Annotated in this window: 21 protein-coding genes and 1 pseudogene; 6 read left to right on the plus strand and 16 right to left on the minus strand. The window is 69.3% G+C overall.

Features of this window, described 5'->3' with window-relative positions:
* Positions 1–54: 54 nt before the first annotated feature.
* From ACFQW8_RS09445 to ACFQW8_RS09475, 7 genes and pseudogenes are all read right to left on the minus strand, one after another.
* The gene (locus tag ACFQW8_RS09445) at positions 55–882 is read right to left on the minus strand and encodes a bifunctional allantoicase/(S)-ureidoglycine aminohydrolase (protein WP_380086805.1); all 828 of its coding nucleotides are present in this window, start codon (positions 880–882) and stop codon (positions 55–57) included.
* Positions 879–2,249 carry an allantoinase AllB gene (gene allB, locus ACFQW8_RS09450; RefSeq protein ID WP_380086808.1) on the minus strand — a complete coding sequence of 457 codons (1,371 nt, stop codon included), beginning with the start codon at positions 2,247–2,249 and terminating at the stop codon, positions 879–881. Before allB ends, ACFQW8_RS09445 begins: the two co-directional genes overlap by 4 nt.
* Positions 2,246–3,088 (minus strand): fumarylacetoacetate hydrolase family protein, encoded by an 843-nt coding sequence (locus tag ACFQW8_RS09455; protein ID WP_380086811.1) that lies wholly within the window; start codon positions 3,086–3,088, stop codon positions 2,246–2,248. The genes allB and ACFQW8_RS09455 overlap by 4 nt, the downstream gene beginning before the upstream one ends.
* A complete protein-coding gene (locus ACFQW8_RS09460; protein WP_380086812.1) occupies positions 3,085–4,233 on the minus strand; it encodes a glycerate kinase in 1,149 nt (382 codons plus the stop codon). The genes ACFQW8_RS09455 and ACFQW8_RS09460 overlap by 4 nt, the downstream gene beginning before the upstream one ends.
* A 5-nt stretch (positions 4,234–4,238) precedes the next feature.
* Positions 4,239–6,011: a glyoxylate carboligase gene (gcl, locus tag ACFQW8_RS09465; RefSeq protein WP_380086814.1), complete on the minus strand. Its 1,773-nt coding sequence runs from the start codon at positions 6,009–6,011 to the stop codon at positions 4,239–4,241.
* A gap of 85 nt (positions 6,012–6,096) precedes the next feature.
* Positions 6,097–7,167 carry a 2-hydroxy-3-oxopropionate reductase gene (locus ACFQW8_RS09470; protein ID WP_380086815.1) on the minus strand — a complete coding sequence of 357 codons (1,071 nt, stop codon included), beginning with the start codon at positions 7,165–7,167 and terminating at the stop codon, positions 6,097–6,099.
* A pseudogene (locus ACFQW8_RS09475) lies at positions 7,067–7,855 on the minus strand (hydroxypyruvate isomerase family protein); the annotation flags it as partial. The gene ACFQW8_RS09470 and the pseudogene ACFQW8_RS09475, both read right to left, overlap by 101 nt.
* Before the next feature lie 318 nt (positions 7,856–8,173).
* Here ACFQW8_RS09475 and ACFQW8_RS09480 point away from each other — a divergent pair.
* Complete coding sequence (locus ACFQW8_RS09480; RefSeq protein ID WP_380086817.1) at positions 8,174–8,554, plus strand: hypothetical protein; 381 nt, start codon at positions 8,174–8,176, stop codon at positions 8,552–8,554.
* 165 nt (positions 8,555–8,719) lie between these two features.
* Here ACFQW8_RS09480 and ACFQW8_RS09485 read toward each other — a convergent pair whose 3' ends face one another.
* The 6 genes from ACFQW8_RS09485 to ACFQW8_RS09510 all read right to left on the minus strand — a co-directional run bounded on the left by ACFQW8_RS09485 (position 8,720) and on the right by ACFQW8_RS09510 (position 15,325).
* Entirely contained in the window at positions 8,720–10,111 is a 1,392-nt protein-coding gene (locus ACFQW8_RS09485) for an 8-oxoguanine deaminase (RefSeq protein ID WP_380086818.1), read from the minus strand.
* Complete coding sequence (uraH, locus tag ACFQW8_RS09490) at positions 10,083–10,409, minus strand: hydroxyisourate hydrolase (RefSeq protein WP_380086819.1); 327 nt, start codon at positions 10,407–10,409, stop codon at positions 10,083–10,085. Before uraH ends, ACFQW8_RS09485 begins: the two co-directional genes overlap by 29 nt.
* Positions 10,410–10,411: 2 nt before the next feature.
* Positions 10,412–10,912 carry a 2-oxo-4-hydroxy-4-carboxy-5-ureidoimidazoline decarboxylase gene (gene uraD / locus ACFQW8_RS09495; protein ID WP_380086821.1) on the minus strand — a complete coding sequence of 167 codons (501 nt, stop codon included), beginning with the start codon at positions 10,910–10,912 and terminating at the stop codon, positions 10,412–10,414.
* Positions 10,905–12,833 carry a 2-oxo-4-hydroxy-4-carboxy-5-ureidoimidazoline decarboxylase gene (gene uraD / locus ACFQW8_RS09500; protein ID WP_380086823.1) on the minus strand — a complete coding sequence of 643 codons (1,929 nt, stop codon included), beginning with the start codon at positions 12,831–12,833 and terminating at the stop codon, positions 10,905–10,907. Before uraD (ACFQW8_RS09500) ends, uraD (ACFQW8_RS09495) begins: the two co-directional genes overlap by 8 nt.
* A gap of 143 nt (positions 12,834–12,976) precedes the next feature.
* Positions 12,977–13,900, minus strand: coding sequence for a factor-independent urate hydroxylase (gene pucL, locus ACFQW8_RS09505; protein WP_380086825.1), 924 nt, complete (start codon positions 13,898–13,900; stop codon positions 12,977–12,979).
* Positions 13,901–14,080: 180 nt separating this feature from the next.
* Positions 14,081–15,325, minus strand: coding sequence for a DUF6986 family protein (locus ACFQW8_RS09510; protein ID WP_380086826.1), 1,245 nt, complete (start codon positions 15,323–15,325; stop codon positions 14,081–14,083).
* A 376-nt stretch (positions 15,326–15,701) separates the two neighbouring features.
* On the opposite strand from ACFQW8_RS09510, the gene ACFQW8_RS09515 reads away from it, so the two are divergent.
* A complete protein-coding gene (locus ACFQW8_RS09515; RefSeq protein ID WP_380086828.1) occupies positions 15,702–15,935 on the plus strand; it encodes a WGxxGxxG family protein in 234 nt (77 codons plus the stop codon).
* Positions 15,936–16,302: 367 nt separating this feature from the next.
* Here ACFQW8_RS09515 and ACFQW8_RS09520 read toward each other — a convergent pair whose 3' ends face one another.
* The gene (locus tag ACFQW8_RS09520) at positions 16,303–17,070 is read right to left on the minus strand and encodes an ANTAR domain-containing protein (protein ID WP_380086830.1); all 768 of its coding nucleotides are present in this window, start codon (positions 17,068–17,070) and stop codon (positions 16,303–16,305) included.
* A 280-nt stretch (positions 17,071–17,350) separates the two neighbouring features.
* Here ACFQW8_RS09520 and ACFQW8_RS09525 point away from each other — a divergent pair, with 280 nt between their 5' ends.
* Entirely contained in the window at positions 17,351–18,103 is a 753-nt protein-coding gene (locus tag ACFQW8_RS09525) for a GAF and ANTAR domain-containing protein (RefSeq protein ID WP_380086832.1), read from the plus strand.
* Positions 18,100–18,852, plus strand: a complete 753-nt coding sequence (locus ACFQW8_RS09530; RefSeq protein WP_380086833.1) for a GAF and ANTAR domain-containing protein — start codon at positions 18,100–18,102, stop codon at positions 18,850–18,852. Before ACFQW8_RS09525 ends, ACFQW8_RS09530 begins: the two co-directional genes overlap by 4 nt.
* 63 nt (positions 18,853–18,915) lie before the next feature.
* Here the strand turns inward: ACFQW8_RS09530 and ACFQW8_RS09535 are convergent, their stop codons facing one another.
* Complete coding sequence (locus ACFQW8_RS09535) at positions 18,916–19,413, minus strand: ANTAR domain-containing protein (RefSeq protein WP_380086835.1); 498 nt, start codon at positions 19,411–19,413, stop codon at positions 18,916–18,918.
* Between the two features lie 429 nt (positions 19,414–19,842).
* Here ACFQW8_RS09535 and hutU point away from each other — a divergent pair, with 429 nt between their 5' ends.
* The gene (gene hutU, locus ACFQW8_RS09540) at positions 19,843–21,501 is read left to right on the plus strand and encodes a urocanate hydratase (RefSeq protein WP_380086837.1); all 1,659 of its coding nucleotides are present in this window, start codon (positions 19,843–19,845) and stop codon (positions 21,499–21,501) included.
* A gap of 17 nt (positions 21,502–21,518) precedes the next feature.
* On the opposite strand, the gene ACFQW8_RS09545 is transcribed toward hutU, so the two are convergent.
* Positions 21,519–22,193, minus strand: coding sequence for a hypothetical protein (locus ACFQW8_RS09545; RefSeq protein WP_380086840.1), 675 nt, complete (start codon positions 22,191–22,193; stop codon positions 21,519–21,521).
* Positions 22,194–22,393: 200 nt separating this feature from the next.
* On the opposite strand from ACFQW8_RS09545, the gene ACFQW8_RS09550 reads away from it, so the two are divergent.
* The gene (locus ACFQW8_RS09550; protein WP_380086842.1) at positions 22,394–24,448 is read left to right on the plus strand and encodes an elongation factor G; all 2,055 of its coding nucleotides are present in this window, start codon (positions 22,394–22,396) and stop codon (positions 24,446–24,448) included.
* The last annotated feature ends 11 nt before the right edge of the window (positions 24,449–24,459 follow it).

Genomic DNA, 24,459 nt, shown 5'->3' on the forward strand with positions numbered 1-24,459 from the left:
AGTGATCTGGAAAAACTTTTCCATCAAGTGGGACAGGCGCGTCCCGGTCAGGGGTCAGACGAACTGGCGACTCAGCGTCGCATGCCGGTTGACGTCCTTGTAGAGGAGATAGCGGAACCGTCCGGGCCCACCGGCGTAGCAGGCTTGGGGACAGAACGCCCGCAGCCACATGAAGTCTCCGGCCTCGACCTCGACCCAGTCCTCGTTGAGCAGGTAGACGGCCTTTCCCTCGAGGACGTAGAGGCCGTGCTCCATGACGTGGGTCTCAGGGAAGGGGATGGCACCGCCGGGCTCGAAGCTGACGATGTTGACGTGCATGTCGTGCCGGACGTCGGTGGGGTCGGCGAAGCGCTGGGTCCTCCAGGCCCCGTCGGTGCCAGGCATCTCGAGGCCCTCGACCTCGGCGTCGGACGTGACGAAGGCCGGCGGGACGTCGATGCCGTCGACGTGCTGGTAGGCCTTGCGGATCCAGTGGAAGCTCGCCACCTCGTCGCCGCGGTTGTGCAGGGTCCACTCGCTCGAGGGCGGGATGAACGCGTAGCCACCGGGCGCGAGCTGGTGCACCTCGCCGCTGAGAGTGAGCTCGAGCGTCCCGGACACGACGAAGAGCACGCCCTCGGCGCCGGGGTCGAGCTCGGGACGGTCGGACCCGCCACCGGGGGAGACCTCGACGATGTACTGGCTGAAGGTCTCGGCAAAACCGCTGAGCGGGCGCGCGATGAGCCACATCCGCATGCCCTCCCAGAACGGGAGCAACGACGTGACGATGTCGGTCATCGTCCCCTTGGGCAGGACGGCATACGCCGTCGTGAACCTGGCCCGGTCGGTCGTGAGCTGGGTCTGCGGCGGCAGGCCCCCGTGTGGTGCGTAGTAGCTCGTCATCGCTGTCCTCTCGTGAGCAACCGGCCGCCGGGTGCGCTGTCGTTCGTGATGGGTATGCCGTGCAGCCAGGTCTGTCTGACCTGGCCGTGCAGGTTGTGGTCGGCCCACGCCGACACCGGGTTCTTGTGGTGCAGGGCGGTCACGTCGACGACCCACTCCTCCTCGGGGGCGAACACGACGAAGTCGGCGTCGGCACCGACGGCGAGGCGACCCTTGTGGGTCAAGCCAACGCGGTCCGCCGTGGCGGTCGCCATCCACCGCACCACGTCGGCGAGCGTGTGTCCGCGCTCGCGGGCGGCACTCCACATGGCGGGGAGCCCTAGCTGCAGGGAGGCGATGCCTCCCCAGGCGAGGCCGAAGTCGCCGACGTCGAACTGCTTGAGGTCTGCGGTGGAGGGCGAGTGGTCGGACACGACGAAGTCGATGTCGCCGGCGGCCAGCCCCGCCCAGAGCTCGTCCTGGTTGGTGTGGTCCCGGATCGGTGGGCAGCACTTGAACTGGGTGGCACCGTCGGCGATCTCGTCGGCGTCCAGCGCGAGGTAGTGCGGGCACGACTCGACACTGAGGTCGAGTCCTTCGGCGCGGGCCGCGTGCAGGCTGCCCAGCGCGCTGGCACTCGACAGGTGCAGGACGTGCGACCTGCCCCCGGTCTCACGGGTCACGTCGATGACCAAGCCGATGGCGACGTCCTCGGCGGTCGGTGGTCGTGAGGCGAGGAAGTCGCCGTAGGCCCGTCCGCTGGCGGGGACAGCGGCCTCGAGCGTCCCGGCGTCCTCGGCGTGCACGATGAGCAGCGCACCCAGTCGGGCAGTCTTCGTCATGGCCGCCCGGAACTGGTCGGGGTCCAGCGGTGGGAACTCCTCGACCCCGGAGTCGGCGAGGAAGCACTTGAACCCGAAGACGCCGGCCTCGTGCAGGGCCTCGATGTCGGAGAGGTGGTCGGGCACCGCACCGCCCCAGAAGCCCACGTCGACGTGGACCTGAGGAGCGGCCACCTCCTGCTTGGCCCGCAACGCGTCCACCGTCACGGTCGACGGGATGCTGTTGAGCGGCATGTCGATGATCGTCGTGACGCCTCCAGCAGCCGCAGCGCGGGTGGCGCTGTCGAAGCCCTCCCAGTCGGTGCGGCCGGGTTCGTTGACATGGACGTGGGTGTCGACGAGCCCGGGCAGGAGGACCTCGTCGTCGGTCAGCTCGACGACCCGTGCTCCATCGGCCCCGCCGTCACCGCCGTCACCGGCGGCAGCATCGAAGGCGTCGACCGCGACGATGCGCCCCTCGCGCACCGACACCACAGCGGGCCGCTCCCGGCCGTCGATGATCGCCCGCGGTGCTCTGATGACGAGATCGGCCTGCACACCCCTCATCGTGGACCACTTGCGCCCACGGGGGAGCGGTGGAGCCCGAGAACACCGCCATCTGCCTCGACGAGGTCACCCTCGCGCAGGTAGGGCCGCGGCTCGGCCCGGGTGACCGCCGTCCCCACGGGCGTGCCGGTGAGGACCACGTCGCCCGGCTCCAAGGTCATGAGGCCACTGAGGTGGACGAGAATGTCGGGGACGTCGAAGACCATGTCCGAGGTGGAGCCGTCCTGCATCCCGACTCCGTTGACCGAGAGCCGCAGAGCCACCGAGCTCGGGTCCCTCACTTCGTCGGGTGTCACGAGCCACGGACCCAGCGGGCAGAACGTGTCGGCGCACTTGCCCCTGGCCCAGGGCCCACCACCGGCGGCGAGGTCGCGGTCGGTGACGTCGTTGGCGAGGGTGTAGCCGGCCACGGCCGCCAGCGCGGTGTCGCGGTCGACGAGCCCGCGCAGCCGGTGCCCGATGACGAGGGCCAGCTCGACCTCGAAGTCGGTGCTCGTCGAGCCCGGCAGGGGTCGGATGGCGTCGGTCGGCCCGCACACCGACGACGGCGCCTTGAGGAACACCACGGGCGACCCGGGCGGATCGACACCGAGCCCGGCGGCATACGACCGGTAGTTGAGGCCGATCCCGATGACCTTGCTCGGCCCTGCGACCGGGGGCCCGAAGCGGGCATCGGCGCGGTCGAGCGTCGGGAGGTCGCGCGGATCCAGGCCCGGGAGAACGGTGTCGAGGAAGGCGCCGTTGATGTCAGGAGTCACGGACGACAGGTCGCGTAGGACGCCGTCCATCTCCACCACCGGTGTCTCGCGACCGGGTTCGCCGATGCGGGCAAGTCTCATGAGGTCTTCCTGTCTCGTTCGAGGAGCCAGCGGCCGATCTCGGCCCCGGCTCGCTCGAGCAGTGGTCCGGGGGCGCGGAACGCCTCGTCCGGTTCGGTGGCCAGGTCGGTGAGTGCCCACGCACGCTCGATCCCGGCTGTTGCCAACGTCTCTGGGCTCAGCTCGCACCGTCCCGCAACGGCCACGACAGGTATGCCGTGTGCTCGCGCTGCGCGCGCCACTCCTGCGGGTGCCTTCCCGTTGAGGGTCTGCTCGTCGAGGGAGCCCTCGCCGGTGACGACGAGGTCGGCGCCCTCGAGGGCGCGGGCGAAGCCGGTGAGGTCGAGCGCGAGCTCGACGCCGGGCCGGAGCCGGCCGCCGAGGGCGACCAGTGCGGCATATCCGACACCACCGGCGGCGCCTGCACCGGGAACGTCCCGTCCCTCGGCACCGGTCGCGGTGTCGAGGAGGTCTGCCCACCGGCTCAGTGCCGCGTCCAGGGCTTCGACCTGCTCGGGGTCGGCGCCCTTCTGTGGTCCATAGACGGCGGCTGCCCCGCGCACACCCGTGAGCGGGTTGTCGACGTCGCAGGCCACGTGTAGCTCGACCTCGGGGAGGCGAGGGTGCAGGCCGGTCAAATCGACTCCAGCGGCCGAGGCCAGCGCTCCTCCTCCGTCGGGGAGCTCCTGCCCGGACGCGTCGAAAACTTGGGCACCGAGGGCGGCGAGCATGCCGGCGCCGCCGTCGGTCGAGGCACTCCCACCTATGCCCAGGACGACGCGCTCGGCGCCGGCGTCGAGCGCGTGCGCCAGCGCCTCACCCAGGCCACGGCTGGACGCCGTGAGCGGCGCGAGGTCGTCGCCGAGCAGGGCGAGCCCGCACAGCCCGGCCATCTCGATGACCGCGCCGGTGCCGGACACGGCATACGCACCCTGCCGAGGTGTCCCGGTCGGGCCGCTCACCGTGACGGCGACCTCGGTGTGGCCCGCCTCGAGCGCAGCCGCGACCATCCCGTCACCACCGTCTGCGACGGCGACCCGGGTGATGACGACCCCGTCCTCGACGTCGCCCAGGGCCGCCCGCAGTCCGCGACCGACGTGCTCGGCCACCTCGGCAGCCGTGAGTGTCCCCTTGAACTTGTCAGGGGCGAGCAGGACCCGGGTCATGACGCTCAGTCGAGGTTGGCATAGAGCGCGGTCGGGGCGTCGGCGCCACTGTCTGCGAGCTCCTCGAACTCGACGACGTTGTCGATCTCGGTGCCCATCGAGACGTTGGTGACGCGCTCGAGGATCACCTCGACGATGACGGGGACGCGGTGCTCGACGATGAGCTTCTTGGCCAGCTCGAGGGCGGGCAGGATCTCCTCGGGGTCGAAGACGCGAATGGCCCTGCAGCCCAGGCCTTCTGCGACCTTGACGTGGTCGACGCCGTAACCGCCCAGTTCCGGGCTGTTGATGTTGTCAAAGGACAGCTGCACGCAGTAGTCCATGTCGAACCCGCGCTGCGCCTGGCGGATGAGGCCGAGGTAGGCGTTGTTCACGAGGACGTGGATGTAGGGGACGTTGAACTGCGCGCCGACCGCGAGCTCCTCGATCATGAACTGGAAGTCGTAGTCGCCTGAGATCGCGACGACGGTCGCGTCCGGGTCGGCCGTCGCGACGCCGATCGCTGCCGGGACGGTCCAGCCGAGCGGCCCGGCCTGGCCGGCGTTGATCCAGTGGCGGTCCTTGAAGACGTGGAGCATCTGCGCCGCCTGGATCTGCGAGAGCCCGATCGTCGAGACGTAGCGGACGTCCTTGCCGAAGGCCTTGTTCATCTCCTGGTAGACGCGCTGCGGCTTGATGGGGGTGACGTCGAAGTTGGTCTTGCGCCACAGCTTCTGCTTGCGCTGGCGCACGTCCTGCGCCCAGGCCGAACGGTCCGCCAGCTCGTCGCGGCGCTCCTTGGCGACCTCGACGAACAGCGCGAGCGCGGCCCTGGCGTCGGAGACGATCCCGAAGTCCGGCGCGAAGACGCGACCGATCTGGGTCGGCTCGATGTCGACGTGCACGAACTTCCGGCCCTTGGTGTAGGTGTCGATGCCACCGGTGTGGCGGTTGGCCCAGCGGTTGCCGATGCCGAGGACGAAGTCGGACGCGAGCATCGTCTCGTTGCCGTAGCGGTGCGAGGTCTGGAGCCCGACCATGCCGGCGTGCAGCTCGTGGTCGTCGGGGATGGCGCCCCACCCCATGAGCGTCGGGACGACAGGGACGCCGGTGAGCTCGGCGAACTCGACGAGCAGCTCGGCGGCGTCGGCGTTGATGATGCCGCCACCGGCGACGATGAGGGGGCGCTCCGACGCGGCGAGCATGTCGAGCGCCTTCTCGATCTGCTTGCGGCTCGCGGCCGGTTTGAAGGCGGGCAACGGCTCATAGGTGTCGATGTCGAACTCGATCTCGGCCAGCTGCACGTCGATGGGAAGGTCGATGAGGACCGGGCCCGGTCGCCCGGAGCGCATGAGGTGGAACGCCTGCTGGAACGTGCCCGGGACCTGGGCCGGCTCGAGGACGGTCACCGCCATCTTGGTGAGCGGCCCCGCGATCGAGGCGATGTCGACGGCCTGGAAGTCCTCCTTGTGAAGCTTGGCCACGGGTGCCTGCCCGGTGATGCAGAGGATCGGGATCGAGTCCGCCGATGCGGAGTAGAGGCCGGTGATCATGTCGGTCCCGGCCGGACCGCTCGTGCCGACACAGACGCCGATGTTGCCGGCCTTGGCACGGGTGTATCCCTCTGCCATGTGCGAGGCGCCCTCGACGTGTCGCGCGAGCGTGTGGTGCAACCCGCCCTGCGTCTGCATCGCCTTGTAGAAGGGGTTGATGGCAGCGCCCGGGAGTCCGAAGACGTTGCTGATGCCCTCCTTCTTCATGATCTCGACTGCAACTTCGGCGGTCTTCATCCGTGCCATGGTCGTGTCCTGTCTGGTGTGCTGCGAAAGGGGCGGGTATGCCGCGAAGCCGGCTGTGCGGCGTACCCGGCGGTGGTCGTCTCTGTCAGGTGAGGTCGGCGCCGGAGAGGCGCTCGACGCCCCGGAGCAGGCCGGAGTGGTCGAGGCCGCCGTCGCCGTTGGCGCGGGCGCTGGCCATGAGCTGGGCCATGACTGCGCCCACGGGCAGGACGACACCGGCCTCGCGGGCAGCGCTGGTGACGATGCCCATGTCCTTGTGGTGCAGGTCGATCCGGAAGCCCGGGTCGAACGTGCGGGTCAGCATGTTCTGCTTCTTCTGGTTCAGGACCGCCGACCCAGCGAGCCCACCACCGAGCACCTCGAGCGAGGCCTCCATGTCGACGCCGTAGGCCTCGAGGAAGACGACGGCCTCGGCAACGGCCTGGATGTTGGTCGCGACGATGAGCTGGTTGGCGGCCTTGACGGTCTGGCCGGCGCCGTGCGGTCCGACGAGCACGACGGTCTTGCCGACGGCGTCGAGGATGGGCTTGGCGGTGTCGAAGACGTCCTGGGTGCCGCCAACCATGATCGAGAGGGCGGCGTTCTTGGCGCCGGCCTCGCCTCCGGAGACGGGGGCGTCGAGGATGGGGAAGCCGTGGGCCGTGGCCTGGTCGGCGAGGGCGGCCGAGACGTCGGGCCGGATGCTCGAGAAGTCGATGATGAGGGTGCCAGGCTTGGCGGAGGCGAAGACACCGTCCTCGCCCGTGAGCACGTCCTGGACGTCGGGGCTGTCGGGGACCATCACCGCGACGACGTCGACGTCGGACACGGCCTCTGCGATGGAGCCGGCGGCGGTGCCACCCGCGGCGATGAGGTCCGCGGTGCGGTCCGGCGTGAGGTTGTAGCCGACGACGTCGTGGCCGGCGTTCTGCAGGTGGACCGACATGGGGCTGCCCATGATGCCCAGGCCGATGAAGGCGATGCGTGACATGTGGTTTCTCCTTCGGAGGTGGCGGTCAGGCGGTGCGTGAGGTGGAGGTCGCCGCCCTGCGGCGCTCGAGCGGGAGCCAGGCGAGGCTCTCGTCGGTCGTGGTGGTCGGCTTGTACTCGAGGCCGATCCAGCCGGCGTAGCCGCGGGCGGCGAGGTCGGTGAGCAGTCCGTCGAGGTCGAGGTCACCGGAGCCCGGCTCGCCCCGCCCGGGGGCGTCGGCGATCTGGACGTGGGCGGTGACACCGGTGTGGGCCGCGACCGCTGCAGCGGGGTCGTCCCCGTTGTTGGCGAGGTGGAACAGGTCGCAGAGGAAGCCGACGTTGTCGTGGCCGTCGGCCCGAACGCGCCCGACGACGGCCACCGCATCGGCTGCGGTGCGCAGCGGGTAGGGCTTGGGGCCGCTCACCGGCTCGACGAGCACGGTGGCGCCGATCGACGCGGCGGCGTCCGCAGCGAGACCGAGGTTGGTGCGGGCCAGCTCGTCCTGCTCCTGCGGTGTCGCGGAGTCGACGCGGATGCCGTAGAGCGCGTTGAAGGCGCTCACCCCGAGCCGCTCCCCGATGGCGACGGCGACCGGCAGGTTGGCCCGGAACTCCTCCGAACGAGTGGGGATCGACAGGACCCCGGCGTCCGGGCCGGCGAGGTCTCCGGCAAAGAAGTTGAGCCCGACGAGCTGCACTCCCGCGTCGCGCACGGCCGCGACGAAGGCGTCGACCTCCGACTGCGGCGGGGTGGGCTGGTCCGGCCAGGGCCACCAGAACTCGATGGCGTCGAAGCCCGCGGCCCGGGCGGCAGCGGGACGCTCGAGCAGGGGCAGCTCGGTGAAGAGCATCGAGCAGTTCGCGAGGAACCGCAGGCCGTGGTCGAGTGTCATGTCGTCTCCTTGATTCCACAATATGGAAAAGTATTTCCAACAAGTGAGAGAGTAGGGGTCGAGGTCAGGAGGCGTCAAGGTGGTGGATCGGGAATGAGACGGGGCCGTGCGTGACCCCCGGGGTGCTGACCTCGCTCACGGCCCACGGACAGGAGAACTCGGGGCGTGGGACGACGTCGTGATCGCCGAACTCGAAGCCGCATGGCGCGCTCCTGGGGCCGATAGGCTCCCCGCCGGGGGTCATGGTCGTACCGCAGCCCTCGTCCACATCCGTCGGGGAGCGCGTCCCCGCCCCCGCAATCACCAAAGGAGCAGCACATGAAGTTGGCTTCGAAGTTTGCCTCCGTGGCCGCCGCCGCGGCCACGGCGTCCGTGGCCGTGGTGACGATGGCAGCGCCGGCCCATGCAGCAGACCACACCTTGTTCTCGGCGAGTGGGAAGGCCTACGGCTGGTACGACGATGCGAACAATCGACTCGTGATCTGCGACATGGCCAGCGGGGACGGCGACGGGGCGAATGCCTCGATCCAAGGAGGTGGATGGGCGTGGGGTGGCAACATCGTCTACAACGGCTGCGTGTCAGCTGGTGGGGTCGCCGATGGTGTGAGCGTCAGGATGACGGTCTGCGACTGGGTCTGGTCACAGGCGCAGCAGATGCGGACGACCACGGGCTGCAGGAACGACTGGTTCACGTCTTGACCGACTCGCGGAGCCCCAGGCGGCTCTGCACCTGCTGATCCCTCGGTCGAGTCCGAGGGTGCCCCGCTCGTCGGCTGTCTCGGCATCAGCGATGTGGTGGCTGATGCCGTGATGCGCCTGCCGAGTTGTGACGAGGTGGCGCACCGGGTTGATGCGGTTGTCCGGTCAGCCCGGTGCGTCGAGAAGGCGACGGTGTGCGGCCAGCGCCTCGCGGGTCACGGCGGTCTCATCGACTGTGACCAGCCGGTCGCGTTCGACGACCGGGCGACCCGCGACCGTGAGGAGATCCAGCGGCGGCGTGACCCCGAGGACGAGTGCCGCCACCGGGTCGACGATGCCGGCATGGTCGAGCGTGTCGAGCCGCCAGAGGGCGAGGTCCGCCTGCTTGCCGACCTCGAGCGAGCCGATCTGGTCGTCCCAACCGAGGACGCGAGCGCCGCCGATCGTCGCCGTGTGCAGCGCGTCCCGCACCGTGAGCGCGCGGGGCCCCCCACGAGCCCGGGCGACGAGCACCGACTGGCGCACCTCGGTGATGAGCGAGCCGGCCTCGTTGCTGGCCGTCCCGTCGACGCCCAGGCCGACGGGTGCCCCGGCCGCTCGCAGGTCGTGCACCCTGGCGATGCCGGCGCCGAGGCGGGAGTTCGACGAGGGGCAGTGTGCGACACCGGTTCCGGTGCGGGCTAGCTCCGCGACCCCGGCGTCGTCGAAGTGGATCCCGTGGGCGAACCACACGTCCGGCCCGAGCCACCCGAGGGAGCCCATGTGGTCGACCGGCGAGGCACCGAAGTGCTCGCGGCAGTAGGCGTCCTCGTCGAGCGTCTCGGCGACGTGGGTGTGCAGGCGCACGCCCTTGTCGCGCGCGAGGGCCGCCGACTCCACGAGCAGCTCCTTGGTCACCGAGAAGGGTGAGCAGGGTGCGAGCCCGATCCGCAGCATCGAGTCGGGCGAGGCGTCGTGGTGCTCGTCGATCGCCGCGACGCTGGCGGCGAGGATCGCGTCGACGTCCTCGACGACGTGGTCGGGCGGCAGTCCTCCGCGGGACTCGCCGAGGTCCATCGACCCACGTGTGGCCAGGAACCGCAGCCCGACCGCGCGGGACGCCTCGATCTCGGCGCCGAGCACGTCACCGCCCTCGCGTGTGAAGACGTAGTGGTGGTCCATCGACGTCGTGCAGCCGGTGCGGGCCAGCCAGGCCAGCCCTGCCGCCGCAGACGCACCGACCACGTCCTCGTCGATGTGCGCCCAGACCGGATAGAGCGTGGTCAGCCACTCGAAGAGGGTCGAGTCGACGGCGAGCCCGCGGGTTGCCCACTGGTAGAGGTGGTGGTGGGTGTTGACCAGACCCGGGGTGAGCAGGCATCCGCGGCCATCCACCCGTCTCGGACCCGCCAGCTCAGGGGTCTGTGGCGCCGGCCCGGACCCGACCGCCACGATCCGGGAGCCGGCCACGACGACGTGCCCCACGGCATACTCGCTGCGGTTGCCGTCCATGGTGACGACGGCGCAGCCGTCGACGACGAGCGTGGGCTCAGCTGCCGCGGTAGGTCGAGTAGCCATAGGGGTTGAGCAGCAGCGGCACGTGGTAGTGCTCAGAGCCGTCGCTGATCGTGAAGGTGATGGTGACGTTGGGATAGAAGCCGGTGGCCCCCGACGCCGTGAAGTAGTCGCCGGTGGCGAAGGTGAGCGCGTAGTCGCCGGCCTCGAGCACCTCAGGGCCCAGGGTGCCGACCCTCCCGTCGCTGTCGGTGGTCGCCCTGGCGAGCTCGGTGCCGTCGTCGGTGGCGAGGGTGACCGCCAGTCCGGCAGCCGGGCGGCCGAGCGAGGTGTCGAGGACGTGCGTGCTGAGGGTTCCCATGGCTACACCACCTGTTCGAGTCGGAGCAGGGCGATCTGGCGGAGGTTGTCGACGACCTCGGCCCGCTCGCTCTCATCATCGTTGCCCAGACGCCGTTCGAGCTCGGCGAGGATCTGCGGCGCGGTGCGGCCTGCCGCCCGGATGAGGAACACGCGGTCGAACCTTCTCTCGTATGCCGCGTTGCCGGCGCGCAGACGTTCCGTCACCTCCGCGTCGCTGCGGTCGACGGCGGCCTGTTCGCGGGCGGAGGCCTCGACGTTGTGACCGGCCTGGGCTCGCTCACCGATGCGCGGGTGGCCGGCGAGCGCAGCCTCCACCTCGGCATCGGTGAGCTGGCGGGCCGCGCGATCGGCGGCGTCGACGAGAGCCTGGCGCGCGGCATACGGCCGCCCGGCCTCGACGTCGTCGACCCAGCGGGCGACGTCGAGGCAGGCGGCCAGCTGACGCTTCGCCTCTGCCGGGTCGAGTGCGTTGAAGCGCTCGAGAGTGGTCTGCTCAGACATCGCTCGTGGACCCTCGCTGACGTGCCGAGTGGATCGGGTTGGCCGTTGCCACGAGGTCGTTGAACCGGTAGTTCGCGATCTTGGCGATCTCGACGAGCGCGGCCGCCTGCTCCTGGGAGGCGCCGTTCTCGAGCCGTTGCTGGCCCTGCTTGAGCACGGTCTTGAACGAGGCGTGGTCGCGCACGCAGATGACGAGCGGGAACCCGAACTTGTCGCGGTAGGCCTGGGTCAGCCCGGCGAGCTCGTCGTGCTCGTGGTCGGCGAGGCGGGTGAGGCCGACCGTCCCCTGGTCGCGGGTGGACTCCTCGCCCTCGTCACCGTGGGCCACGGCTGTCGCACCCAACGCGGGGTAGGCGCCGATGAGCTGCTTCTGCTCCTCCTCGGAGGCGCCGAACAGGGCCTCCTGGAACGCGCGCCGCAGGTCGTGGGTGTCGCTGAACGGCCGCAGGTCGTAGGCGGCGTCGACGACCCAGCCCGGCCCCTGGTAGAGCCCGGCGAACGTGGCGCCGAACTCCTCGCGGGACATCTCGTTGACCTGCTCGAGACGGATGGTGGCACCCGGGGCGCCGGCCACGGCAGGGCCCCAGCTCTTGCCCACGTGGTGGAAGATCAGGTTGAGGAAGATGGCGGTGATGCTGCCGAGGGTGATGCCGCTGCCGAAGATGATCTGGGCCCATTCGGGGACGGCCTTGGCGACGTCGGGCTGCGCCGTGACATACATGGCCAGACCCACGGAGGTCGCGACGATCACGACGTTGCGGTGGTCGTGGAAGTCCACGCGCGAGAGGGTCTGGAAGCCGACGACGGCGACGGTGGCAAACATCGCGAGTGCGGCGCCGCCGAGGACGGGGTGCGGGATCCCGGCGACGATCGCGCCAGCCTTGGGGATGAGACCGATGACGATCATGATGGCGCCGGCCGCGGCGACCACGAAGCGGCTCTTGACCTGGGTGAGGCGCACGAGCCCGACGTTCTCGGCGAAGCAGGTGTAGGGGAAGGAGTTGAGGACCCCACCGAGGGTGGTCGCGAGACCGTCGGCGCGCAGGGCACGGGCGATGTCCTCCTGGCCGACCCGCTTCTCGACGATCTCGCCGGTGGCGAAGACGTCACCGGTGGTCTCGACGGCGGTGATGAGCATGACGACGATCATCGAGATGATCGCGGCTGCCGAGAACTGCGGCCAGCCGAAGTAGAACGGCGTGGTCACACCGGCCCAGGAGGACTCGCCGACGGCGTCGAAGTTCGCGTCCCCGAGCATCCAGGCGACGAGCGTGCCGATGACGAGGCCGGCGAGGACGGCGACGGTGGCCATGAAGCCGCGGAAGACGCGCTGGATGATGACGATGAGGGCGAGGGTCCCGAGGGCGTAGGCGAGGTACTTGCCGTTCGTCGGGTCAAGGTTCGGGCCGGCGCCACCGGCTGCGTCTGCTGCCGCGACCGGGAGCAGGGCGATGCCGATGATCGTGATGACCGTGCCGGTGACGACGGGCGGGAAGAAGCGAATGAGCTTGGAGAAGTACGGCGCGATGAAGAAGGTGAAGAGCCCGGCGACGATGACCGCGCCATAGATCGTGAGCAGGCCGTCGGTGCCGCTGCCGGCTGCGGTGCCGATGGCGATCATCGGTGAGACGGCCGTGAAGGTCACGCCCTGGAGGAGCGGGAGCTTGACCCCGACCTTCCAGAAGCCCACCGACTGGATGATCGAGGCGATGCCGCAGGTGAAGAGGTCGGCGTTGATGAGGTGGATGAGCTGCTGCTGGTTGAGCCCGATCGCGTTGGCGAGCAGGATCGGGACGATCACGGCACCCGCATAGAAGGCGAGGACGTGCTGGAACCCGTAGATCGCGAGCTTGGGTGCTGGCAGCACCTCGTCCACGGGGTGCTTGGGCCGAACGCGTTCGGCGGTGGGCGTGGTGGTCATGTCGAGGTCCAATCGTGGAGAGGGGAGGGGCCGCCAGGCGGTGAGGAGCCGCGGGGCCCGCGAGGCGGAGACGGCGCGCGCCAGGGGAGGCGCGGCGGTGTCCGGCGGTGTCCGGGTCGGGGTGCTGCCGGACGGAAGGCCGGTCAGACGAACGCGGGTACCGCGGTCCAGGCCGAGCCGGGATCGGACGCGTCGTCGCGGGTCACGGTGGCCTCGATGAGCCCATAGGGCCGGTCGGCCGCCATGAAGACCTCGCCGTTGTTCTCGGTGCCGAACGGGGAGAGGTCATAGAGGAAGTGGTGCTTGTTGGGCGCGGCGAACCGGATCTCGGCCACCTCGGGGTGCGCCTTGAGGGCGTCGTCACCCATGACGAACAGGGTCTCCTGCAGGGCCCGGCTGTGGGTGCGAGCGAAGGCGGCGAGCAGGATCGATCGGATGCTCTCGTAGGTGCCGTCCCAGTCGAAGCCGTCCACGTCCTCGATCGTGTCGAGGTCGTAGCGCCACCGGGCGGTGAGCGAGGTCGCCATGACGCGGTCGTCGGTCTCCTGCAGGGTTGTGTAGCCGTCCTTGAGGTAGCCCTTGAACTCCGACCCCGTGGACTTGAGGACGACCAGATCCGTGAGGCCGGCGAGCACAGCGACCTTCTGGTCATCGCCACGTCCCTCCACGGTCACCACGGAGGTGCGGGTCTCGGTGCCGCGGCGCACGAAGCTGTGGTCGTGCTCGCTGCCGTCGACCGTGATGCGGTCCCAGACGTACTCCTCGACCCGGATCTGTGCAGCGGTGGCTGCGGGTGCGGCGTCGAGGAAGTGCGTCCCCAGAGCGATGGCGTAGTCCTCGGGTGAGGTGACGCCGTGCTCCTTGGCGTAGGCGAACGCCGTGTTCTTCTGGGTGTCGGTCGGCAGGATCTTGGCCTGGTCGCCGGTGGTGTGCGCCTCGTCGAAGTCACCTCGCAACGAGGTCGAGACGTTGAGGTCGCGGATCTCGTGCCGGTCGGTCTCGCGATAGATGCGGACGACCCGGTTCTCCGCCTTGCCGTACTGGTTCGATCCGAGGAAGGTGGTCATGGCGATGCGCTCCTGGTGCGTCAGACCCCCGCGGCCGAGTCCGACGTCTTTGTCGTGATCAAGAGGAACCATGTTTCCATAAAACGGAAACTTTATACCGACTGCCGGAAATAGTAGGGGCGATGCCGGCGTCCGTCAATGGTCCGGGCAGAACTCGTGACAGCCACCGTTCCCCTGCTCTCACGACCTGACGGGCCGGGCCAGTGCCGTGAGTGCCTGGGCGTCCAGTCCCGTGCCCGACTCGACCTCGCGGTCCGTGAGGGCGCCGCAGTCGCGACCGCGCATGATGAAGTCGCTGAGGGCCCGGGCGGTGGCGGGTTCGTCCATGACGCCGCCACCGACCTGCCCGAGGTAGTCACGCAGTCTGCGGGCGGCAGGCTCGAATCCGTTGCGGTAGAAGGCGAACGTGGCGGCATACCGGGTGGGCAGCTGTGCCGGGTGGAGGTCCCACCCCTGGTAGTAGCCACGCTCGAGCGACCGTCCGACCAGCCGGTGGTGCAGCTGCCAGGCGTCGCGCACGGCGTCGTCGTCTCCGACCGGCAGGATGTTGGTGGACCCGTCGGAGAGCCGCACCCCCGTGCCCGCCGCCGCCGTCTGCATGACGAGCTTCGCGTGGTCCGCGACGGCGTGCTCCATCGACTGGTACTGCGCCGCGATGCCGCAGAACGCGCTGTAGTCGTAGGTGCCGTAGTGGAAGGCCGTGACCCGGCCGGCGCCGGCGTGGATCATCGGCGCAACGAGGGCGGTGCCGTCGGGGCCGAGGATGGACTGCGGTGTCTCGACCTGGATCTCGAACTTCAGCGTTCCCGCCGTCAGGCCGAGGGCGGACTCGAGGCGCTCGCAGGCGTGCACCATCGCGCGCACCTGTTCGACGCTCGTGACCTTGGGCAGGGTCGTGACGAACCGGTCGAGCGACCCGCCCCCCGCGACGAGCTCGGAGACGAAGCCGACCAGGGATCGCACGCCGCGCGCTCGAGTGGGCGCTTCAAAGGACTTGAACCGTATGCCGTGCAGCTGCGGCGCGGTGCCGCTCGCCTGGGCTTCGACGAGCGCGCGGGCGGCGCGGGTGACGTCGACGTCCTCGGCCTCGTCGCCCCGGTTGCCGTAGCCGTCCTCGAGGTCGATGCGCAGGTCCTCGATCGGCTCGTCGGCGAGCTTGCCGCGCACGAGGTCATCCACCCTGTCATCGGCGACGAGGCCGTGCCAGGTCTCGTCATGGGAATCGATGGCCGCGAGTGCCTCCGCTCCCCACGTGGGCGCGAGGTCCGCCGTGAAGCGGTCGGCCGGGACATAGACCGTGTGGATCGGCTGGCGACCGGGTCGCTCACCCGGGAACTGGGCCGCGAGCTCGGCGTCGGCCGAGGCCAGCTGGGCGTCGAGCTCGGAGGTGAGCTCGCGGATGAGACGAGGGTCGACGGTGTCCACGAAGCACTCCAATGTGAGAAACGTTTCCGATAGATGGATAATATCTTCCACTTGCTGGAAGGCAAGGGGGCAGGTCCTCGTGGGGATCCAGGTGACGGTAGGTGCCTTCGGGACGACCTGAGTGCCGACCTCGGCGACCAGCCTTGGGCAACGACTCCCCTTCCGAGAGTGCGCAGGGGCGCTGAGACTCGGTGCTGGCACGTTTGTCGGCACTGCCGTCTGCTCAGTCGGCGGAGGACCGTTCACAACGACATTCCCCCCGCTCGACAGGGCACGCCAATTCGCATGTCACCTATCCGTACAGCAGCACGTGTTTAGTTCGTGGCGCCGTGGGTATCTCTTCGAATGCCCCCTACCAGTGAAAAGGAAGACAACAATGCGTATTCGACTCGCAGCAGCCGCAGCACTGACAGGTGCAGTCATGCTCGTCCCATCCGCTGCCATGGCGGACATGGCGACGGAGACCACAGCCCCGACGTCGACGACCGAGACCGACGAAGGTGGGGACTCGGGAAGGTGGGGTCTGCTTGGTCTCCTGGGCCTTGCAGGGCTCGCTGGACTGAGGAAGAAGAACGACCACCACGACAACCGCAACACGAACACGCGCTGACCGACTGGCGCAATGCCCTCACGCGCGAACAGCAACGCCTCCGACAATTGTCGGAGGCGTTGCTGTTGCTATTTCAACTGCTGACGGATGGGGGTGACGATATGCGCGCCACCACGCCAAGTGGGTGAGGAGGCAGGGATTCTGCGACATCGCATCCAACGAAGACTATTGCGCCTCGCGCACAGCAGAGGAGTGCATCAGTCGGTGCACCATTCGCCATTTCGGTGGCCGGTGGTCAGTTCGCTCTATGCCGAGCGCGGACAGCTAGCCGAGAGGGGGCGGAATTCTGGGACGGCCCGTGTCGTTGGACGGCCCGAGTCGATGGACGGCCCAGGGGGCCAAGGCCACCCCGCTTCTGCCGGGCCCATCAGCGGTGCAACCACGCAGGCGCCCTACCGGTCAGCACGACCTCCTCGGCCACCACCCGGAGCTCGCGCCTGTTGTCCGTGCATCCCTTCCTGAGGAGCTCGAAGGCTCTGGCCTCGCTGACGCAGCGCCCGTTCATCACGACCCCGACAGCCATACCGATCAGACGTGCGGTCTGCAGGGCGTCCTCGAGGTGCGCTGCGTGGTCACTGCTGACGAGTCCTTGGGCCTGCAGCTCAGCGATCAGCTCCTGATGGACGTCGAGTCGCCCTTCGAGGTCCGAGATCCTTCGATGGTCATCCCTGGAGGTCGCTGCCTTCGCGTCGGTCTGTCGTTGGGCCGCATCGGTCCTGGCCTCACTGTCGTCAGCTCGCAGGTCAGCCTTGGCGGCGCGGGCGTCAAGGGCATCCGCTCGTTGGTCGGCGGCGTCGGCTCGCGCACGAAGCGTGTTCAGCTGCTCCAGAACCGTGTCCGGTTGTGATGGTCCACGCGGTGTGCGTGCGTTCTCGGGGGAAGGGACTTCCCCGCGTGACATCGGGGGATCGAAGCTGCCTCCGGGGAAGTTCAGCCCGCGGCCGCGCAACGCATCGTGCACCACCTGCCTGCGCTCGAGCAGCGAGCCGAGCTCGCCATCGGGCAGCGCCTTCGCACCACGAGCGCTGGGGACCTTTCGGGCACGGACCGCGGCCTCGAGCAGGGACAGCTCCACGACCAGCTCACCTGTCGACAGCGCAGCAGCGGCGACCGTGTCAGAGGCCAGCCTGTTCACATCGTCGACGGTCGGCACTGGCTGAACGCGAACAGAATTCACCGGGATCACTCCTGCGCTGGAAGGCATGGAGGTCACCGGGGTCCGGGGCGACACACAACACGCTCACCATAACGCAGTGGCCGGTCGACCACCCTCGGGAGCAGCCCCAGATCCACGAGGCGTGGAAGGCGGCACCGTTTGGAGCTCTCATCGGGTGGGCAGGTACAGCGATGGACCGTTCCACTCCCGAGTGTGGTGAGGTGGGTACCGCCCACACGCTCGACCACTGGGAGGTGTGATGACGGCATCACTGCAAAAGCTGCGGACCGAGCTCAATGCCGCCATGTCCACCGCTGGAGCCGGACTGCCGGCGGCGAACGAGCTCTGCGTGGCATGCGTGGACCTGGTGGGCGTCGATGGGGCGGCGATATCGATGGTCTACGACGGCTTCTCCCATGGGACGTTCGGATCCAGCAGCGAGATGAGCCGTCGCCTCGATGAGCATCAGTTCACCTTCGGTGAGGGTCCTTGCCTCGACGCCGCGGCGGAAGGCAAGGCCGTGCTGGTGCCGGACCTCAACTCGCCCGACGAGCAACGATGGCCCGGCTTTGCAGGCGCTGCTCTCGGTGAGGGGATCCATGCCGTGTTCGCGATGCCCATCAGGCTCAGCTCAGCGTGCGTTGGCGCCTTGGATCTGTTCCGCGAGGCCCCGGGTCCCCTGACCGCTGACCAGATGGCGGGCGGAATGCTCGTGGCCGAGCTTGCTTCGCTGCCGCTGATGGACCTGATGGCCAGCAAGACCGTCAACCCAGCCGAGACGTCGGAGGGCAAGCAGCGTCAGGTGGTCGACCTGGACCGGATCGAGGTGTACCAGGCGACCGGGATGCTCATGTCACAGCTCGACGTCGGCCCCGCGGAGGCGCTCGTGCGTCTGCGAGCACATGCCATCTCCACCGACCAGACGGCGAGCGAGGTGGCTTGGGCCATCGTCGAGCGTAGGTTGGTACTCGAGCGCGATGACCGCGGTCACAACGAAAAGAGGCCCCGATGACGGGCACCAGGGAACATGACATCATCCGCGTGTTCGTCGAGATGTCCAACGAGCTCGTCGATGGTTACGACGTGGTGGATCTGCTTTCTGATCTGACCACGAACTGCGCCACGCTGCTCGACGTCGCGTCCGCCGGCCTGCTGCTCGCTGACGGTAGGGGTGTTCTGCACGTGGCCGCGGCGTCCTCGGAGCGCACCCAGCATCTCGAGACCTTCCAGCTGCAACGCGAAGAAGGACCGTGCCTGGACTGCTACCACAGCGGTGAGCCCGTCATTGTGCCCGCCGTGGCCGAGGAGGCGGAGCGGTGGCCCCAGTTCTCCCGTCGCGCGGAGTCCATGGGGTTCGCCTCGGTGCACGCGATCCCCATGCGGCTGCGCGACAACGTGCTCGGCGCTCTCGGCCTGTTCGGCGACAGGCCGGGCCAGCTCAACGACGATGACCTGGACCTCGCCCAGGCCATGGCGCATGTCGCGAGCGTCGCGTTGGTCAACGAGAAGTCGGCCTCGGACCTCTCCACGGTCAACGCCCAGCTTGAGCACGCTTTGGTCAGCCGCGTCGCCCTCGAGCAGGCCAAGGGCATCATCGCCAACATCAGCGGCCTCGACATGCAGGACGCCTTCACGGTCCTGCGCCGCTACGCCCGCGACCATGGCCACAAGCTCACCGACGTCTCGACCCAGCTCGTGAACCGTGAGCTTGACGGCGACAGAGTCCTCGCGCACGCTCGACGGGCGTCCATCCTCGGCTGACCGGACCGTGGCGCGCTCGCCGATGAGCGAGCCGGCAACGCTCAGTGATGTGCTGGTCGTGGGCTAACCCGACCGAAGTGTGGGTGCATCACCCGTCAGGACGACCTCTTCGGCCACGAGCCGCAGCCTGCGGTTGCCGTCCATGCTGACCTTCCTCAGAAGCTCGAAGGCCTCGGTGTCGCTGACGCTGTGAGAGGTCATGGTGATCCCCACGGCCATCCCGATCGTTCGTGCGGTCCCGAGCGCGATCTCGAGTTGCGCCGCCTGCTGAGTGCTGATGAGCCCTTCGGCCTGCAGCTCGCCGATCATCTCCTCGTGGAGGTCGAGTCGCTTCTCCGCGTCCGTGAGTCTCTGGCGGTCACCCTTCGAACGCGCATCCTCGGCATCCCTCCGTCGCTCGGCTGCGTCGGCCCGCAGGTCGCTGTCGTTGGCTCGCAGCTCAGCCTTGTCGGCGCGGGACTCACTCGCACCAGCTCGCTCCTCGGCCGCGTCGGCACGCGCACGCAGCTCATCCAGCTGCTCCTGCACCTCAGGCCTGCCCGAAGGTCGATCCTCACCCATGCGAGGAACCCTAAGTGATCCAAGGGCGCCCCCTGCGGGTCGGCGGTCAGGAAATCTGAAGCCTCAACGTTGTGCTGGCCGTAGAGAACAAGCCGTACCCCAAGACGGCAGGTACGGCCTGTCCTCGACCCACGCTGTTGGAGTCGAGCGTTCGCACTGAAACCGAGACTGCGTGCCGCTCGATCACCTGCTGTGAGTGTTATGCCCCACAAACCATCGACAAAAACATTTTCCCGGTCCGCGCGCCCACGCCCGGCTGTGTCCCAGCACTGGCCCCATCCTCGAACGGCACCGTCGGGGGTGACTGGTTGGTCTGGTATCTCAGACGCGTTCGTCGCTTCGGGCTCCCACCACGCAGCCCGGCGGGTGTCGAATGAAGGTGCGCAACGGCATACCCGCGCTCAGTCCCTTTCTCTCCCAGGAGGATCCATGCAAGGCGCCCGCCCCGTTCGAGCCCCGCGAGGCACGTCCCTCACCCACGCGACCCACTGGGGCGCCGAGGCGCCGCTGCGGATGCTCATGAACAACCTCGACCCTGAGGTCGCCGAGCGGCCCGACGACCTCGTCGTCTACGGGGGGACGGGACGAGCAGCGCGTGACTGGAACAGCTTTGACGCGATGGTCCGCACGCTGAGCACGCTCAAGCAGGACGAGACGATGCTCGTGCAGTCGGGCAGGCCCGTCGGTGTCATGCAGACTCACGAGTGGGCGCCGCGCGTGCTCATCGCCAACTCCAACCTCGTCGGCGACTGGGCGAACTGGCCCGAGTTCCGCCGGCTCGAGCAGCTCGGCCTGACGATGTACGGCCAGATGACCGCCGGTTCCTGGATCTACATCGGGACGCAGGGGATCGTCCAGGGCACCTACGAGACGTTCGGCGCGATCGCCGAGAAGCGCTTCGGTGGAACGCTCGCCGGGACGTTGACCCTCACCGGCGGCTGTGGCGGCATGGGTGGCGCGCAGCCGCTGGCCGTGACGATGAACGAGGGCGCCTGCCTCATCGTCGACGTCGACGAGGCTCGGCTGCGTCGTCGCGTCGAGCACCGCTACCTCGACGAGGTCGCCGCGAACCTCGACGAGGCCATCGACAAGGCCCTCAAGGCCAAGGGCGAGAAGCGCGGCTGGTCCGTCGGTGTCGCGGGCAACGCTGCCGAGGTGTTCCCGGAGCTGCTCCGTCGAGGCGTGCCGATCGACATCGTCACCGACCAGACGTCGGCGCACGACCCGCTGTCCTACCTGCCCGAGGGCATCGAGCTCGAGGACTGGCCGGAGTATGCCGCGAAGAAGCCCGAGGAGTTCACCGACCGCGCTCGTGCCTCGATGGCCAGGCAGGTCCAGGCGATGGTCGAGTTCCAGGACGCCGGCGCCGAGGTCTTCGACTACGGCAACTCCATCCGCGACGAGGCGCGGCAGGGCGGCTACGACCGGGCGTTCGAGTTCCCCGGGTTCGTCCCCGCCTACATCCGTCCCCTGTTCTGCGAGGGCAAGGGACCGTTCCGCTGGGCGGCCCTGAGCGGTGACCCCAAGGACATCGCCGCCACCGACCGGGCCGTGCTCGACCTCTTCCCCGAGAACGAGCGCCTCCACAAGTGGATCAAGGGCGCCCAGGACCGAATTGCCTTCCAAGGCTTGCCTGCTCGCATCTGCTGGCTCGGCCAGGGTGAGCGCGAGAAGGCGGGTCTGGCGTTCAACGAGCTCGTCCGCACCGGCGAGGTGAGCGCCCCTCTCGTCATCGGCCGCGACCACCTCGACACCGGCTCCGTCGCCTCGCCCTACCGCGAGACCGAGTCGATGGCGGACGGCTCCGACGCCATCGCCGACTGGCCCCTGCTCAACGCACTGGTCAACACGAGCTCCGGCGCGAGCTGGGTCTCGATCCACCACGGTGGCGGCGTCGGCATGGGCCGCTCGCTCCACGCCGGTCAGGTCTCCCTCGCCGACGGCACCGACCTCGCCGCGCAGAAGCTCGCCCGCGTCCTGTCGAACGACCCCGCGATGGGCGTCATCCGCCACGTCGACGCCGGCTACGACATCGCCGACCGGACCGCGGCGGAGCACGATGTCCGCATACCGATGCGCGAGGGCTGAGACGGCTGGCCCAGGCGTCAGCTCGCGAGGACGCTCCACTCCTGCCAGCTCGGGGGGAGCACGCCAGCCCGGACATGGGGCTCGGCGGACGGCGGAACTGCACGCTGCTGCCACGTCACGCCCAGGTCCGTGCTGATGTGCAGCGTCGCCGACAGCGACCCCCCGGCTCCCCCGCGCACGGTGTAGACCGAGATCGCTCCGTCCAGGCCGTCGGCCACGACGCCGATGACGGGCCGCCCCGTGTGACTGACGTTGTGGCGGCGTTTCTGGCCGGTGGGCCCGACCCAGACCGCATCCAGGCGGACTGCGCCACACTCGGCGACCGCGGCCACACCCCACAGTCCTGCACGGCTCCTCTGGGCCCAGCGGATCGACTCCACGATGGCGTTGCGACCGACCACACTCGTCGAGACGGCCGCAAGGCCCGGCGGAGGGGGATCCTGCGGCTGGTCCACCACGACGCAGTCCGGCTCGGTGCTGTCGGCGGTCGCCGGAGGGCCCACGACCTCGGTCGTGGTCCGGAGGCTGCTGGGGGTGGACCGCACCTCACCGTCAGACACCAGGAGCGGCCACACGAGCGCCGAAGCGATGACCGCGACGGCACCCCAGCTGATCCTCCGGGTGGTCTCAGGATCCCAGCTGCTGACCCTGCCGACCGCCCTGTCCCAGTGCGGTCTCGGTGTCCGTCTCATGACTGCTCCATCGGTGCGGCGGGGTGGCTCCGCCCTCCCGTCACGTTACGCGCCTGCCCCTCGCCCGGAGGCTGTCCGACGACATCAACCGACCGAGCCGAACGACCAGGCCGGCGTATGCCGGGTGCTCGCCACCCGGCATACCGTGCCGTTGGTCCTGGCCCTTGTGTGACAGCGGGAGCCAGAGCAGGGTGTGACAGGTGAACCGACCGTCTGGCCCCGAGAACGCACCGTCTCCCGCCAGCCCCCGGGAGATCCGCAACGTCGTGCTCGTCGGGCCGGCGGGTGCGGGCAAGAGCACGCTCTTCGAGCACCTCGTCGCTGCCCGCGTCGAGGGGCGGCGCCCCCGGGACGACGACCGCCAGGCGTCGACAGGCCTGGTCGCGGCGAGCTTCGCCAGCGGAGAGGTGGTCGTCAACCTCATCGACACGCCGGGCAACCCGGACTTCGTCGGCGAGGTACGAGCGGGGATGAGAGCGGCCGATGCCGCCTTGTTCGTCATCTCCGGCGCGGACGGTCTCGACGTCGCCACGAGGATGCTGTGGCGCGAGTGCGGAGTGACGGGTATGCCGCGTGCCATCGTCGTGACCCGGCTCGAGCAGGCGCGGGCGGACTTCGACGAGACCGTCGCGACCTGCCGACGGGTGTTCGGCGAGGCGCAACCGCTGGCGGTGCCGGTGCAGCCGGGCGGGCCGGGGACCACCGTCGCCGGGCTGGTGGACCTGCTTCGTGCACCGGGGGACGAGACCGGACGTCGCAGCGCCCTCGTTGAGGCGATCATCGAGGAGTCCGAGGACGAGACGCTGCTCGAGAGGTACCTCGACGGGGAGGACGTCGACGTCGAGACGCTGACGGCGGACCTGCACGCCGCGGTCTCGACGGCGCGGTTCTTCCCGGTGCTGCCCACGCACGCGACGAGCGGCATCGGCATGGAGGAGATCCTCGACCTCATCGAGCAGGGGCTGCCCTCGCCCGCCGACGTCGCGCTGCCCCGGGTCTACCGGACCAACGGCGGCGACTTCGGCGCGGTGGGGTGCGATCCCGCCGGACCGCTCGTGGCCGAGGTCGTGCGCACGACGACCGACTCGTTCGTCGGGCGGCAGTCGCTGGTGCGGGTCTTCTCCGGGACGCTCCGGCCGGACGACCCCGTGCACGTCTCCGGCCACCTCCAGCAGTTCGCGCAGGGGCGGCTCGGTGGCCATGACGACCACGACGAGGACCTCGACCGGGTCGGTGCCCTCACCGCCCCCGTCGGTGACGGGTCCCGGCCCAAGGCCAGGGCGATCGCGGGCGACCTCGTGCTCGTCTCCCGCCTCAGCGGCGCCGAGACCACCGACACGATCTCGTCACCGAGGCAGCCCGCTCTCGTCGAGCCGTGGGTGCTGCCCGAACCCCTGCTGCCCGTCGCGATCCACGCCAGGAGCAAGGGTGACGAGGACAAGCTCGCCTCGGTGCTCCAGACGTTGGTGTCCGAGGACGTCACCCTGCGGCTCGACCTCAACGCGGAGACCCACCAGGTCGTGCTCTGGACGATGGGGCCTGCGCACCTCGCGCTGCTGACCCGCGCTCTCGAGGAGCAGCACCATGTGGCGGTCGAGGCCGAGCCGCTGCGGACGGCGCTGCGGGAGACCTTCGTCAGCCCGTGCGAGGTGCAGGGCCGCCTCGTCAAGCAGTCAGGTGGGCACGGGCAGTATGCGGTCTGCCGGTTGCGGATCGAGCCTCTGCCTCGTGGTGCCGGCTTCGAGTTCGTCGACAAGGTCGTCGGTGGCTCGGTGCCCCGTCAGTACGTCGCCTCGGTCGAGAAGGGCGCCCGCGCTCAGCTCGACAGGGGCGTGCTCAACGGCTACCCCGCCGTCGACGTGCGGGTGACCCTGCTCGACGGCAGGTCGCACCCGGTCGACTCGTCCGACATGGCCTTCCAGACGGCCGCTGGTCAGGCGCTGCGAGAGGCCGCGAACGAGAGCACCGTGTCGATGCTCGAGCCGATCGACGCCGTCGACATCGAGGTGGCCGACGAGTCGGTGGGCTCTGCACTGGCGGACCTGCGGGGCCGGCGCGGGCAGGTGCACGGCACCGAGCCCGCAGCGCAGGAGGGGCGCACTCTCATCCACGCCGAGGTCCCGGCACTCGAGCTGTCCCGCTACCCGATCGACCTGCGCTCCGTCTCGCACGGGACGGGCACGTTCACCCGCCGGTTCGCCCGCTACGACTACCTCCCGCCCCAGCTCGTCGAGGACGTCGTCAGGGGCAGCTGAACCTCCTCACT

It is taken from the genome of Knoellia altitudinis (assembly GCF_042666355.1).
Lineage (GTDB): Bacteria > Actinomycetota > Actinomycetes > Actinomycetales > Dermatophilaceae > Knoellia > Knoellia altitudinis.

What these genes read in the sequence shown, in the direction of transcription:
- ACFQW8_RS09445 (WP_380086805.1), bottom strand. Translation starts at nt 882, where the DNA reads ATGACGAGCTACTACGCACCACACGGGGGCCTGCCGCCGCAGACCCAG.
- allB (WP_380086808.1), bottom strand. Translation starts at nt 2,249, where the DNA reads ATGAGGGGTGTGCAGGCCGATCTCGTCATCAGAGCACCGCGGGCGATC.
- ACFQW8_RS09455 (WP_380086811.1), bottom strand. Translation starts at nt 3,088, where the DNA reads ATGAGACTTGCCCGCATCGGCGAACCCGGTCGCGAGACACCGGTGGTG.
- ACFQW8_RS09460 (WP_380086812.1), bottom strand. Translation starts at nt 4,233, where the DNA reads ATGACCCGGGTCCTGCTCGCCCCTGACAAGTTCAAGGGGACACTCACG.
- gcl (WP_380086814.1), bottom strand. Translation starts at nt 6,011, where the DNA reads ATGGCACGGATGAAGACCGCCGAAGTTGCAGTCGAGATCATGAAGAAG.
- ACFQW8_RS09480 (WP_380086817.1), top strand. Translation starts at nt 8,174, where the DNA reads ATGAAGTTGGCTTCGAAGTTTGCCTCCGTGGCCGCCGCCGCGGCCACG.
- ACFQW8_RS09485 (WP_380086818.1), bottom strand. Translation starts at nt 10,111, where the DNA reads ATGGCTACTCGACCTACCGCGGCAGCTGAGCCCACGCTCGTCGTCGAC.
- uraH (WP_380086819.1), bottom strand. Translation starts at nt 10,409, where the DNA reads ATGGGAACCCTCAGCACGCACGTCCTCGACACCTCGCTCGGCCGCCCG.
- uraD (WP_380086821.1), bottom strand. Translation starts at nt 10,912, where the DNA reads ATGTCTGAGCAGACCACTCTCGAGCGCTTCAACGCACTCGACCCGGCA.
- uraD (WP_380086823.1), bottom strand. Translation starts at nt 12,833, where the DNA reads ATGACCACCACGCCCACCGCCGAACGCGTTCGGCCCAAGCACCCCGTG.
- pucL (WP_380086825.1), bottom strand. Translation starts at nt 13,900, where the DNA reads ATGACCACCTTCCTCGGATCGAACCAGTACGGCAAGGCGGAGAACCGG.
- ACFQW8_RS09515 (WP_380086828.1), top strand. Translation starts at nt 15,702, where the DNA reads ATGCGTATTCGACTCGCAGCAGCCGCAGCACTGACAGGTGCAGTCATG.
- ACFQW8_RS09525 (WP_380086832.1), top strand. Translation starts at nt 17,351, where the DNA reads ATGACGGCATCACTGCAAAAGCTGCGGACCGAGCTCAATGCCGCCATG.
- ACFQW8_RS09530 (WP_380086833.1), top strand. Translation starts at nt 18,100, where the DNA reads ATGACGGGCACCAGGGAACATGACATCATCCGCGTGTTCGTCGAGATG.
- ACFQW8_RS09535 (WP_380086835.1), bottom strand. Translation starts at nt 19,413, where the DNA reads ATGGGTGAGGATCGACCTTCGGGCAGGCCTGAGGTGCAGGAGCAGCTG.
- hutU (WP_380086837.1), top strand. Translation starts at nt 19,843, where the DNA reads ATGCAAGGCGCCCGCCCCGTTCGAGCCCCGCGAGGCACGTCCCTCACC.
- ACFQW8_RS09545 (WP_380086840.1), bottom strand. Translation starts at nt 22,193, where the DNA reads ATGAGACGGACACCGAGACCGCACTGGGACAGGGCGGTCGGCAGGGTC.